This is a genomic window from Streptomyces sp. NPDC041191, assembly GCF_055591945.1.
Genome location: NZ_JBVIZC010000004.1, coordinates 395938 through 408565, shown reverse-complemented (window position 1 = coordinate 408565; position 12628 = coordinate 395938). Strand labels below are relative to the sequence as shown.

Annotated in this window: 8 protein-coding genes; 2 read left to right on the top strand and 6 right to left on the bottom strand. The window is 74.3% G+C overall.

Annotated elements, in window-relative coordinates:
* The first annotated feature begins 160 nt into the window (after nt 1–160).
* Nucleotides 161–733: a dihydrofolate reductase family protein gene (locus ACZ6AQ_RS10615; RefSeq protein WP_468759055.1), complete on the top strand. Its 573-nt coding sequence runs from the start codon at nt 161–163 to the stop codon at nt 731–733.
* Between the two features lie 128 nt (nt 734–861).
* On the opposite strand, the gene ACZ6AQ_RS10610 is transcribed toward ACZ6AQ_RS10615, so the two are convergent.
* Nucleotides 862–4002 (bottom strand): AfsR/SARP family transcriptional regulator, encoded by a 3141-nt coding sequence (locus ACZ6AQ_RS10610; RefSeq protein ID WP_468759053.1) that lies wholly within the window; start codon nt 4000–4002, stop codon nt 862–864.
* A gap of 232 nt (nt 4003–4234) precedes the next feature.
* On the opposite strand from ACZ6AQ_RS10610, the gene ACZ6AQ_RS10605 reads away from it, so the two are divergent.
* The gene (locus tag ACZ6AQ_RS10605) at nt 4235–5776 is read left to right on the top strand and encodes an outer membrane protein assembly factor BamB family protein (RefSeq protein ID WP_468759051.1); all 1542 of its coding nucleotides are present in this window, start codon (nt 4235–4237) and stop codon (nt 5774–5776) included.
* 58 nt (nt 5777–5834) lie between these two features.
* Here ACZ6AQ_RS10605 and ACZ6AQ_RS10600 read toward each other — a convergent pair whose 3' ends face one another.
* The 5 genes from ACZ6AQ_RS10600 to ACZ6AQ_RS10580 all read right to left on the bottom strand — a co-directional run bounded on the left by ACZ6AQ_RS10600 (nt 5835) and on the right by ACZ6AQ_RS10580 (nt 12392).
* Nucleotides 5835–6740, bottom strand: a complete 906-nt coding sequence (locus tag ACZ6AQ_RS10600) for an NADPH-dependent F420 reductase (protein WP_468759266.1) — start codon at nt 6738–6740, stop codon at nt 5835–5837.
* A 12-nt stretch (nt 6741–6752) separates the two neighbouring features.
* Complete coding sequence (locus ACZ6AQ_RS10595; RefSeq protein WP_468759049.1) at nt 6753–8183, bottom strand: DEAD/DEAH box helicase; 1431 nt, start codon at nt 8181–8183, stop codon at nt 6753–6755.
* 255 nt (nt 8184–8438) lie between these two features.
* The gene (locus tag ACZ6AQ_RS10590) at nt 8439–8642 is read right to left on the bottom strand and encodes a cold-shock protein (RefSeq protein ID WP_033201600.1); all 204 of its coding nucleotides are present in this window, start codon (nt 8640–8642) and stop codon (nt 8439–8441) included.
* A gap of 366 nt (nt 8643–9008) precedes the next feature.
* Nucleotides 9009–10463: a glyceraldehyde-3-phosphate dehydrogenase gene (locus tag ACZ6AQ_RS10585; RefSeq protein ID WP_468759047.1), complete on the bottom strand. Its 1455-nt coding sequence runs from the start codon at nt 10461–10463 to the stop codon at nt 9009–9011.
* A 123-nt stretch (nt 10464–10586) separates the two neighbouring features.
* Nucleotides 10587–12392: a VanW family protein gene (locus ACZ6AQ_RS10580; RefSeq protein WP_468759045.1), complete on the bottom strand. Its 1806-nt coding sequence runs from the start codon at nt 12390–12392 to the stop codon at nt 10587–10589.
* Between the last annotated feature and the right edge of the window lie 236 nt (nt 12393–12628).

Genomic DNA, 12628 nt, shown 5'->3' with positions numbered 1-12628 from the left:
GGCCGGAAGCCCGGTGCCGCCGGGAAGAAGGGGGGCGACCGATGAGTTCCTTCGTGATCCCCGGTCATGGATCATGACCGGTACGGCCACCGCGAACGCGGGCGCGGCGCGTGCCGGCCCGACCCGAAGCCCGCCGGACACGAGACACCGAGGACCCCGGATGCGCACCCTGATCAGTACCGCCTTCATCTCGCTCGACGGCGTCGTGGAGGCGCCGGGCGGCGAGCCCGGCTACCGGAACGCCGGATGGACCTTCAAGGACGTCGAGTTCCTCCCCGAGGCGTTCGACCTCAAGGGCCGGGAACAGAAGGAGGCCACGGCGATGCTGATGGGCCGGGTCAGCTACGAGGCGTTCAGCCCCGTGTGGCCGGACATGGCGGACTTCGCCGACTACGCGGCCATGCCGAAGTACGTCGTCTCCACCACCCTCACCGAAGGCGATCTGGTGGAGAACTGGGGCGAGACCACGATCCTGCGCACGCTCGACGAGGTCGCCGCGCTGAAGGCGGCCGAGGGCGGCCCGATCATCGTGCACGGCAGCGCCTCGCTGAACCGGGCCCTGTCCGACGCCGGCCTGATCGACCGCTACCACCTCCTCGTCTTCCCGCTCCTGCTCGGCGCGGGCAAGCGTCTCTTCAGCTCCACGGACAAGGACACCCAGAAACTGAGGCTCGTCGAGCACGAGGCGTACGCCAACGGCCTGCAGAAGCAGGTCTTCGACGTCGTCCGCTGACGGGTCCCCGCGCCCGTCCCCCGGACGCGCAACACGGCGGGGGAACCCGCCCGGCGGACGCCGGTACCACCGTGCGGCCCCCGGGAGGACGATCCCGGGCCCCGGCCGCGCCGCTCCGCCCCCGCCCGTCAGCGGCCCCGCCCGGGGTCCGGTGACAGCGCGTCGGCCAGGCCGTCGCGGGCCATGCCGTACTCCGTCGGGTGGCCGTCTGCGCCGGGCAGGGCGAGGACGGACTCGAACTCCCGCCGCGCCTCGGCGAGTCGGCCCGCCGCCGTGTAGGTGGCGCCGAGCCGGACGCGGACCTGCATCTCCAGCCACGTACTGGTGTGCCGGGTGAGCGCCGACAGCGCCTCGTGGTGGGCGTCGACGGCCGGGCCGAGGCGTCCCAGGGCGTGTTCCGCCGCGGCGAGCCGGGAGAGGGCCGCCGCGCGCAGCGGCGCGTCGTCGGCCTCGCGGGCCAGGTCGGCCGCCCGCCGCAGCAGTTCCACGGCCTCCGCGGTCCGGCCGAGGGCCAGCCGGGTCTCCGCGACGAAGCACAGGGCGCTGCCGATCGTACGGGGCCGGCCGCTCTTCTCGGCGAGCGCGAGGGCGGTCGTGCAGAGGTCGTGGGCCTGCTCGTACCGGCCCCGCTGGTGCTGGATCGCCCCCAGGTTGCAGGTCACGATCCCGGTCAGCCAGTCGTCGCCGAGCCCGGCCGCCCGCTCCACCGCCTCCTCCAGGAGGGCGGTCCCCTCCTCGACGCGGCCCAGCGCCCACTCCGCGACGCCCACTCCGGCGGTGGCCCTGACGCGGTCCCGGGGATCGCCGTGGCCCGAGGCGCGCTCCAGCGCCTCGGCGAACCAGGAACGGGCCTGCCGGAACCGTCCCTGGTGGACGGCGACGAACCCCATGCAGTTGCGCAGCGAGGCGGGCATCCGGCGGTCGGAGGCCCGTTCCGCGCAGGACAGGGCGAGCTCCAGGGCGGCCCGGCACTCCTGGTGGTGCCCCTGGCGCAGCAGGTGGTCGACCAGGGCCTCGGCGATCCAGCAGGCGTGGTCGAACTCCTCCGCCGCGACCGCGTACGCCACCACGTCGACCAGCTCCCCGCCCGCCGCGTCCAGCCACGCCGAGGCGTCCCGCCAGCCGGCGAACGGCGAACCGGCCCCGTCGGGGCCGACGGCGCCGGGACCGGTGGGGAACGCGTCCGGGCCCCAGTCGGCGGCGAGCCGCCCGGCGGCCGTGTAGAGCCGCAGGACGGCGTCCCGGCCCGCCGCGGCCTCCGCGGGCGCCTCCGCGGCGAGGTGCCGCGCGTGCGCCCGTACGAGATCGTGCAGCCGGTAGCGGCCGGGGTGCGGCTGCTGCACGAGGCTGGCGTCGACCAGGTCCTCCAGGACCTCCTCGGCGTGCTCCCGGGAACAGCCCAGCACGGCGGCGAGGGCGAGGTCGTCGAAGCGGGCGGTCGGCGCCAGGCCCAGCGCGCGGAAACCGCGCCGGAGACCGGGCGCGAGCTGGTCGTACGACATCCGGAAGGCGGCCTCCACGCTGCGGTCCTCGGCCCGCAGCTCACCGAGGCCGCGCACGTCGTCGGCGAGCCGGCCGGCCAGGAACTCCAGGGTCCACGAGGGACGGTTCTGCAGCCGCGCGCCCGCGATGCGCAGTGCCAGCGGGAGGCCGCCGCAGCGCCGGGCGAGTTCACGGGCGGCCTCGGGTTCGCGGTCCGCCCGGTCCGTGCCGAGGAGGTCGCGGAGCAGACCGACCGCGCCCCCGGTGTCCAGCGGCTCCACGGTGAGCCGCACGTCGGCGTCGAGGCCGGGAAGGCGCTGCCGTCCCGCGACGAGGACCCGGCTCCCCGGTCCGGAGGGCAGCAGCGGACGCACCTGCTCGGCGCTGCGGGCGTCGTCCACGACGAGCAGCAGCCGCAGCCCGCTCGTGGCGACGCGCCAGGCGGTGACCAGCTCGGTCGGATCGTCCGGACCGTCCCCGTCGTGGGGGCCGCGCGGCTCGTCGGGGACGTCGTGGCCCCGGTCCCGGACCGCCCGCAGCAGCCGGTGCAGGGCCCGTCCCGGGGCGACCGCCTCGTGGGCGGCGCCGTGCGCGTGCAGGTCCACGAACAGGCAGCCGTCGGGGTACCGGTCGGCGAGCATCCGGGCGGCGCGCACCACCAGGGCCGTCTTGCCGACGCCCGCCGTGCCGTCCACGGTCATCACGGACACGACCCCCGGCGGCGAGGGAGCGGTGAGGAGGGCGAGCTCCGCCTCACGGCCGATCAGGCGGACGGTGTCGCCCGGGAGTTCGTTCCGGCGGCGCGGGCGGGGCACGGGCCGGTCGGGCGGCCCGTCGCGCCGGGGACGGGGGAGAGCGGGGGGAGCTGACCCCCCGGCGGGGCGGTGGCGCGCGGCGCCGCTCCCCCCGGCGGGGCCGTCCCCGGAACCGGCACCGTCCGGGTCCCGTGCCGTCAGAGGCCCCCGGGCGCCCTCCCCGCCCCGGTCGGCGGACTCCCCGGGCCGTGCCGTCCGGCCGAGCAGAACCGCGTCGTCCCGGCGCAGGACGGCCTGGTGCACGCGGCGCAGCTCCTCGCCGGGCTCCATCCCCAGCTCGTCGAGGAGCCGGCGGCGCGTCTCCCGGTAGACGCCGAGGGCCTCGGCCTGCCGGCCGCCGCCGTACAGCGCGCGCATCCGCAGGGCGGCGAGCGGTTCGTCGTGCGTCCGGGCCAGGGGCGCGGCCATGAGGCAGTCCAGGGCCTCCTGGTGACGCCCGAGCAGGAGGAGGCACTCCGCCCGGTCCTGGAGCAGCGTCCGCCGTTGCCGGACCAGGCGTTGCCGCTCGCTCTCCGCGAGCGGCCCCGGCACCCCCGGCAGCGGCTCGCCGTGGAGCAGTTCCAGGGCCCGGCCGCCGTGGTCGAGCGCCGCGTCCAGGTCTCCGGCGGCCCTCGCGGTCCGGGCCAGCCCGGTCAGGGCGGCCAGCTCGGCGAGGTCGGTCGCGGCCTCCTCGGACGCGAAGCGGTACCCGCCCTGTCCGCCGAGGATCACCGACCGGCCGGGTCCGGTCCCCGGTACGTCGAGCGCCTTGCGCAGCGAGTAGACGTAGCTCGGCAGGACCCGGTGGCCGGTGCCGGGAGGTTCGGCGCCCCAGACGTCGTCGAGCAGCCGCCCGTACGTCACGAAGGCGGGCGCGCGCAGGACCAGGGCGGCGAGGACCGCCTGACGGCGCACCGGCCCGAGGGGGATCCGGGCGTCCCCGCGACGGGCCCGGACGGGTCCCAGCAGGTCGATCCGCACACGTTCCTCCACGCCGGTCGGATTCCCGCCCGCCCCCGCTGCCCGCTCGCCCACGTCGTCGTCCCCGTCCTCGCCCGTGCGCCCCGTACCCGCGCACTCCTCCGCACTCCTTGCTTCACCAGGATTTCATCGCCGCCGCAGCGCGGTACGGCAGGGTGGGGCGGGCCGTGCCGGATGCCGGTACGGCGGCCGGTCGCGACCCGGAACGGGCCGTTCCGACCGGCGCGAAGAAGGGGAAGGACCGATGCAGGACCCGTCACAGCCCTGGTACGCGCCCCGCCCGTCACCGGAGGCGGTTCCCGGCAACCCCTACGTCGTGGAGGGCACCGCTCCGCCCCCGGCCCCGGCCCGTCGAAGACGCCCCGGCAGGGGACCGCTGCTCACCTCGGTCGTCGTCCTGCTGCTCCTGGCGGCGGGCGCCGGGGTGTACGCCGTCCGGGACGGCGCACGGGGCGGTCCGGACGTGCCCGTGGCCGCGAAGAGCACGGGCCCGTCCCGGACGCCGGGCGCCTCCCGCACCCCGGCGGCCCGCCCGCCCGTGCGGATCCCCACGACGCGGGAGATCAACGCCGGGCGCGGAGCGGGGGACGCCACGGGGTGGATCGTCGACGACCGCACCGACCTGCCCCGGCGGAGCATCGCGCTCCACGACCTGTGGGTGGTCGGCGACACCGTCGTCCAGGCGATCCACCGGAAGGTCGTCGCCCACCGCCTCTCCGACGGCGCCGAGGTGTGGAGCGTGCCGCTGCCCACCCCCGTCTGCGAGACGCCGGTCGCCCCGACGCCCGACGGCAAGGTCGTCGTGGTCCACCGGAGCAGCCAGGCCCGGAACGGGAACCGGTGCAACCAGATTCGGATGATCGACCTCCGGACCGGGAGGACCGGCTGGCAGAGGAAGCTGACCGAGACCGGCGCCGGGGACGACACGATCGTCGTGAACACCGCCGTCAGCGGTGACGTCTTCGCGGTCACCCAGAGCATGAGGGCCGCCGTCTACCGCGTCGCGGACGGCACCAAGCTGTACGACGTCCCCATGGAGGACCCGGGCAGGTGCCATCCGGACGACGTGGCGGGCGGCACCCGGCTCCTGGTGAGTTCCGAGTGCGCGATCAGCGTGGACCGGAGCAGGACGTACAGCCAGATCAGGGAGGTCGAGCCGCGCACCGGCAAGGTCCTCTGGCGCTACCGGACCGCACCGGGCTGGAAGATCGGCAAGGTGCTCTCCGTCGATCCGGTGGTCCTCACCACCCTTCACGCCGAGGAACGCACCGACAACTGGCGGGTCGTCTCCCTGGGACCGGACGGAAAGCCCCGCACCACCATCGACCCCCGGGGGAAGGGCTTCGCCTACTGCGCCGGCGCGGGGGAGTCGGGCGAGAACATCCAGAACTGCGGGGGCACCCTCGTCGGCGCGCGGACCGTCGTGCTGGGAGGGACCGACCGGGTCGGCGCCTACGACCTCGGCACCGGGAAGCTCCTCTGGGGCGTGAAGTCCGCCGACACCACCCTCCACCCCCTGTACGCGGAGGACGGCACGCGGGCGCTCGTCTACGAGACCCCCGGGCCGGACCGGCCGGGCGGGGTCCTCCGGCTCGGGCCCGGCGGCGCGGACACGAAGCAGCAGGTGCTGAGGCACCCGCTGTCGGCCCGCGCCGTGGAACTCCGCATGGACGCCGGGAAACTGGTCTACGCCGGCGGCCGGGTCGTCATCACGCCGGCGCACGTCAGCGGCGACGACGCGAACCACGAGGCCCGCATGCTCTCCTTCGCGCCGGCGGGACCGTGAGCCGGGCTCCGGCGGCCCGGGGACACGCGGTCTCCCGGGCCGGACGGGTGCCGTGCGCTCAGCCGCGGAAGGCGGCCGGGCGCTCGGGGGAGGCAGCGGCGAGGGCCTCGGCCACGGCGTCGGCGCCGGCCCGGAGGCCGTAGACGGGGGTGCCGGGCTGCTGCCGCCAGGAGTCGTCGACGCCGCCGGCGTCGACGGTGTCGAAGCCCAGTGCGTCGATGAGGGCGCGGACGGTGTTCTTGGCGGCCTCGTCGTCACCGGCGACGGGTACGGCCATGCGCTCGGGGTCCCCGGCCGGGCGCGGCCGGTCGAGGATGTCCTGCGCGTAGGTGCCGTTGAACGCCTTGACCACGGGGTGTCCCAGGTGGTTCTGCGTCCAGCGGCTCTCGGTCAGGCCCTCGTCCTCGATGGCGGCGATCCGGCCGTCGCGCTCCCTGGGGTAGTAGTTGCAGGTGTCGAGGACGGCGAAGCCCTCGGCCGCCCCGGCGAAGAGCTTCTCGGGCAGGTCGGGGACGTTCTTCAGGGGAACGGTCACGACGACCACTTCGGCGTCGCGGGCGGCCTCGGTGACGGGCACCGGGGTGGCGCCGGTCTCCTCGGCGAGCGCGGTGAGCGTCTCGGGCCCCCGGGAGTTGGCCACGGACACGGTGTGGCCGAGGGCCGTGAGACGACGGGTGAGGTTGCCGCCGATGTTGCCGGCGCCGATGATGCCGATCTTCATGAGACGTCCTTCGTGAGCGTGGTGGGGCCGGCCGGTCCCCCCACGCTCCGGGGCCGGCCGGTGCGGCGCCGGGGCGCCGCGACTCCTCGTCGGTGAGGAAGAACACCACGGCCCCGGGGTTTCTTCCGGACGCGCGGTCCCACCGGTCTGCCCGTGTCCCGTGTCCCGTGTCCCGTGTCCCGTGTCCCGTGCCTGTGCTCGCTGTCCGTGCCCGCCTGAGGGTCCTGTCGCCCCGGGGGTCAGTCGCCCCGGGGGTCAGTCGCCCCGGCGGATTCGCGCGGCGCGGCGGGCCTCGGCGGTCTTGCGGGCCTCGGCGGCGCGCCGGGACTCGTTCTTGGCGCGGCCCGGACGGCCCGGGACCGTGCCGATGCCCCGGAAGACCGCCCCGCCGCGCTTGACGCCCTCCTGGCTCGGCGCGCTGCCGGCCACCGGTACGCCCGTCGGCTTCCGGGCGCCGGTGATGCGGGTCAGCGCGGCCTCCCCGGAGCGGACCCGGGTGACGTGGGGCCGGATGCCCGCGTCCGCCATGACACGGGCCACGTCCTGGCGCTCCTCGGGCGTGACCAGGGTGACGACGACGCCGGACTCGCCCGCCCGCGCGGTGCGCCCGCCCCGGTGCAGGTAGTCCTTGCCGTCGGCCGGCGGGTCCACGTTGACGACGAGGTCGAGCGCGTCGACGTGGATGCCGCGCGCCGCCACGTTGGTGGCGACCAGGACCGTGACCTCACCGGCGCGGAAGCGGTCCAGGGTGCGGGTCCGCAGCGGCTGGGACTTGCCGCCGTGCAGGGCCGCCGCCCGTACGCCGCTGCCGAGGAGGTGCTTGGTGAAGCGGTCGACGGCGTGCTTGGTGTCGAGGAACATGATCACGCGCCCGTCGCGGGCGGCGATCTCCGTGGCGGCGGCGAACTTGTCGGCCCCGTGCACGTGGAGCACGTGGTGCTCCATGGTGGAGACGGAGGCGGTCGACGGGTCGACGGAGTGGACGACCGGGTCGGTGAGGTAGCGCTCGACGAGCAGGTCGACGTTCCGGTCGAGCGTGGCCGAGAACAGCATGCGCTGGCCGCCGGGGCGCACCTGGTCGAGCAGCTCGGTGACCTGCGGCATGAAGCCCATGTCGGCCATCTGGTCGGCCTCGTCGAGAACGGTGACGCCCACCCGGTCGAGACGGCAGTCCTTGCGCTCCACGAGGTCCATGAGGCGGCCCGGGGTGGCGACCAGGACCTCGGCCCCGTCGCGCAGTGCGGTGGCCTGCCGGCCGATCGACATGCCTCCGACCACGGTCGCCAGGCGCGCCCCCAGGGCGGACGCGTAGGGGGCGAGCGCGTCGGTGACCTGCTGGGCCAGTTCCCGGGTGGGGACCAGGACCAGGGCGAGCGGCCTGCGGGCCTCGGCCCGGCGCCCGGCGGTGCGTACGAGCAGCGGCAGTCCGAAGGCGAGCGTCTTGCCCGACCCGGTCCGTCCGCGCCCGAGGACGTCACGGCCCGCGAGGGCGTCGGGCAGGGTGGCGGCCTGGATCGGGAACGGCTCGTCGGCGCCGAGGCGCCCGAGCACCCGGAGCACCTCGGGGGGCAGGCCCAGGCCGGCGAAGCCGGTGACCGGGGCCGGGTCCCGGGGGGCGGACGGCGCGGACGCGTCCTCCGGCGCGGCGTGGTGCCGTGTGTCGTCCGTACGGGGGGTGCTGTTCATGGGGAGGAACCTTCCTCGAAACGGTGCGCCCCGAGGAACCCGAGGAATTCGCGACGGGCGACAGCCCGTGGATCACCGCGACGTACCGGACGCGTATGCCTGCGGACCCGGGTCCGCCGAAGGGGGGAGCGGCGGCCGGTCCGTGAAAGAGCCTGGAGAACACGGGGAGTCCGGGAACACGGAGCCCGGAAAACACGACGGGCCGGGGCCCTCACCACATGGGTGGGGACCCCGGCCGCGTCGGACGTGTCAACGTCAGGCGGGGAGGATGTTCTCCGCCTGCGGGCCCTTCTGGCCCTGCGTGACGTCGAAGGTCACCTTCTGGCCTTCCTGGAGCTCACGGAAGCCGGAGGTGGCGATGTTGGAGTAGTGGGCGAACACGTCCGGGCCGCCACCCTCCTGCTCGATGAAGCCGAAGCCCTTTTCCGAGTTGAACCACTTCACGGTGCCAGTAGCCATGTCATATCTCCTTCGGGGCGTAGCCCTGGGAACCGCACTGTGCGATCCCCGGCGTCGCCGTGATGATTGCCCCGTCCGGAAAACTGCACCGAAAACACGACAAGTGCCTGACGATGTCGAATCGTCGAAGGCACTTGTAAGTATTTGGGAACCACAACTGCAACTGGTGTCGACTCTAGCACGTCCAGGGGCCTCGTGCGAGAAATCCTCGAATTTCTCACCTGGGGCCGCCGGGAACGAAATCCGGGCCGCCGCCCCCGCCGTCGCTCGGACCCCCGGCCGGTCCGCCCGTCCACGACGACGGCGGCGGCGGCGGCGCTCCGGACCCCCGTCCGGGGTGCGGAGCGCCGCCGCCGGGCGCGGGGGTCAGGCCGCCGGGGACGGGAAGGTCGGGTACTCCACGCCGGAGACGTGCTGGACGACCCGGATGACCTGGCACGAGTAGCCGAACTCGTTGTCGTACCACAGGTACAGGATCGCGTTGTCGCCGTCGACCTTGGTCGCGCCGGCGTCCACGATCGACGCGTGGCGCGAGCCCACGAAGTCCATCGAGACGGCGTCGGGGGCCGTGGTGAAGTCGATCTGGCGCTTCAGCGGCGAGTGCAGCGAGACGTCGCGCAGGTACTCCAGGACCTCGTCGCGGGTGGTCTCGCGGCCCAGGCGCAGGCTCAGGATCGCGATCGAGACGTCCGGGACGGGCACGCGGATCGAGCTGCCGGTGATCGGGGCCTTCAGGTCCGGCAGCGCCTTGGCGACGGCCGAGGCGGCGCCGGTCTCGGTGATCACCATGTTGAGCGGCGCGGAACGGCCGCGGCGGTCCGCCTTGTGGTAGTTGTCCAGGAGGTTCTGGTCGTTCGTGAACGAGTGGACCGTCTCCACGTGGCCGCGCAGCACGCCGTACTCGTCGTCCATCGCCTTCAGCGGCGGGACGATCGCGTTGGTGGTGCAGGAGGCGCAGGACAGGACGCGCTCGTCCGGCTTGACCGTGTCGTGGTTGACGCCGTGCACGATGTTGGGCACGTCGCCCTTGCCGGGCGCGGTCAGGACGACCTTGTCGATGCCGGGGCGCAGGTGCTTGGACAGGCCCTCGCGGTCGCGCCACTTGCCGGTGTTGTCGATCAGGATGGCGTTCTCGATGCCGTACGCCGTGTAGTCGACCTCGGAGGGGTCGTTGGCGTAGATCACCTTGATCGTGTTGCCGTTGGCCACGATCGCGCCGTTCGCCTCGTCGACCGTGATCGTGCCCTGGAACTGGCCGTGGATGGAGTCGCGGCGCAGCAGCGAGGCGCGCTTCACGATGTCCTCGGCGGCCCGCTCGCCACCGCCGCGCACGACGATCGCGCGCAGCCGCAGACCGTTGCCGGAACCGGCCTTCTCGATGAGGAGGCGGGCGATGAGGCGGCCGATGCGGCCGAAGCCGTAGAGGACGACGTCGCGTCCGTCGCGGCGCTCGATCTTGTTCTCGCCGATGGCGCCGGCGACGGCCTCGGCGGTGAACTCCGCCACCGAGAGACCGCGGTCGTCGCTCTTGTAGTCGGCGGCCAGCATGCCGATGTCGATCTGGGACGGGCCGAGGTCGAGGGTGGTGAGCGTCTGGAGGAAGGGGAGCGTCTCGGTGACCGACAGCTCCTCGCCGGCTATCTGCCGGGCGAAGCGGTGGGTCTTGAGGATGCTGACCACCGACTTGTTCACCAGGGAGCGGCTGTGGAGGAGGACGGTGACGTCCTGCTCCCGGTGCAGCTTCCCGATGATCGGGATCATCGACTCCGCGATCTCCTCGCGGTTCTTCCAGCTGGTGAACGAGTCGTCATTGACAGTCACAAGTTTATCTTTCGAGCTAGGCGGCGCTCATATGGTAACCCCGGGCCCGTTCGATCGATCAAGGGGTCCGCAGTGTGACGAGGGCCCCTTGTGGCGCCCCCGGCACGCCGCTCCCGGGTTCCGTCAGCGCCCCTCGGGGACGTCCGCCGCGCCCCCGGCGTCCTTGGCCTTCTCCTCGGGGTCCGCCGTGCAGGTCACCTCGTCGCGCGGGGTGTAGTGGGTCTTGTAGGTCTCCCGCTTCACCTCGGCGCCGCCCTTCTTGAACACCCGGTCCACCGCGATGTCGAAGCCCTCCAGGGGTGGCTGCGGCACGCACGCCTTGCCGGTGCCCTCGCGCTTCGAGGGCTGCGTGAGGTGGGTGCGCGGACCGGCGACCGCCTCCACCGAGTCGTACTTCTTCGTCCCGAGGAAGCTCACGGTGACCGAGGAGTCCGTCGCGCTCGCCTTGATGTAGATCGGCTTGCCGGTGTCGTTGAGGAACCTCAGGTCCAGGCTGCCCCAGGCGACGGTCGCCTCGCGGCCGGCGGGGTAGCGCTCGATGTAGAAGGAGTGGGCGCCGTGCTCGACCGGCTTCACCCCCGCGAAGAACAGGGCGTTGTAGACGGTGGTGGCCATGGCCGACACGCCGCCGCCGGGCGCGGAGCGGTACTGGCCGTCGAGGATCATCGTGCCGTCCACGAAGCCGTTCTCCGGGGTGCGCTCGCCGACCGTTCTGTTGAAGCTCCACACCGCTCCGGGCCGCACCAGCGAACCGTCGATCAGCTCGGCCGCCCGGCCGATGTTCTTCGTCCGGTACGGCGCGGAGGGGAAGTTCACCGTGAACGACGACATCTGCTCGGTGATGCCGAGCCGGGCCAGCGACGCCGAGGTGAGATCGGGGTCGGTGACCTCGGTGGCCACCGCGGCGGTGCGGGCCGCCGCCCCGGTCCTGGTGAGCAGCGGGCGCACGGCGTCCCCGAGGGCCTTCGCGGTCACCTCGTGGCCCGGACGGCCCTCCGACTCCACGACGACCCTGCCGTTCCGCACGCCGAGGGTCGACTCCGTCGGCGCGTTCGTCAGGGAGGCGAGCGGCCGGGCCACGTCCGGGTCGCGCCGCAGCGCGTCCGCGTCGAGGTGCCCGCCGAGGCGTCCGCCGTCGTTCTTCACGGTGAGGTGGTGGCTCAGGGTGGTCGGGGAGATCCGCAGGCGCTCGCCCCCCGCCGTGAGCGTCACGGGGCCGGAGACGGCGGGCTTCGCGTACGCGTCGAGGAACCGGGCGATCTCGGCGGCGGGCAGCTTCGGCTCGGTCAGGGCGACGGGCAGGGTGACCGGCGCCGCGCCGGTCGCGGCCGGGTAGGCCGCGCGCAGGGCCTCGGCGGCCCGGGCCGTGTCCAGCTTCCGCCCCGTGACCGGGTGGGTGGCGACGGCCTTCCCCTCGCGGAAGGCGACGGAGCCCTCGCGGACCGCGCGGTCGTTCTTCTTCGCCAGGCCGGCCACGACGGTCCGGGCCCTGTCCCCGTCGTACGCGAACACCGGCCGGATCTCGCGCGTGCCGGAGGAGAAGAGCCGCCGGACGACGGTGACGGGGTCGCGGGAGGGGTCGGCCGCCCGCTCGACGGTCTTCGCCACGTCCACGGTCAGTCCGGCGGAGGCCGGGTCCACGGTGGTGGGGGCGGCGTCCTCGCCGACCCGCACGGGTATCGGGGCCTTCCACTCGGCCGGGGCCCGGGCGGCGAGCTCCGTCTCGGCGCGGGCGCGGCTCATGCCGCCGATGTCCACACCGGCGACCCGGGTGCCGGCGGATATGTCGTCCCCGGTGGCGAGCAGCCCCGCGCCGTACAGGCCCCCGGCGGCGACGGCGGCCACGCCCGTCGCGATCGCGGCCGTCCTCAGACGCGGACGGCGCCCCTCGCGGGGCGTCGGGGCATGGTGGGTCGTGGGGCGGGGCACGCGCTCTCCCGGGGCGTCGGGGATGGGGGGAACCCCTCGACGGTACGCCGAAAGAGTGTCTTGTGTATATAAGGCCCTTTTGACCTGCGGGAATACCGAATGCGGCGGAATGCGTGCGGAGCGTGGTGGTGGCGTGTCCGGCCGGAGGGCCGGGGCGCCGCACCGCGTCCGGGCCCGCTCCGACCTGTGGCCGGGGGTGCTTCCCGGGGCCCCCGGGGCGCCCCGCCCCGCCTGGT

Bases quoted from the DNA above. Each gene is read 5' to 3' on its own strand.
- ACZ6AQ_RS10615 (WP_468759055.1), top strand. From the start codon at position 161: ATGCGCACCCTGATCAGTACCGCCTTCATCTCGCTCGACGGCGTCGTG.
- ACZ6AQ_RS10595 (WP_468759049.1), bottom strand. From the start codon at position 8,183: ATGAACAGCACCCCCCGTACGGACGACACACGGCACCACGCCGCGCCG.
- ACZ6AQ_RS10605 (WP_468759051.1), top strand. From the start codon at position 4,235: ATGCAGGACCCGTCACAGCCCTGGTACGCGCCCCGCCCGTCACCGGAG.
- ACZ6AQ_RS10590 (WP_033201600.1), bottom strand. From the start codon at position 8,642: ATGGCTACTGGCACCGTGAAGTGGTTCAACTCGGAAAAGGGCTTCGGC.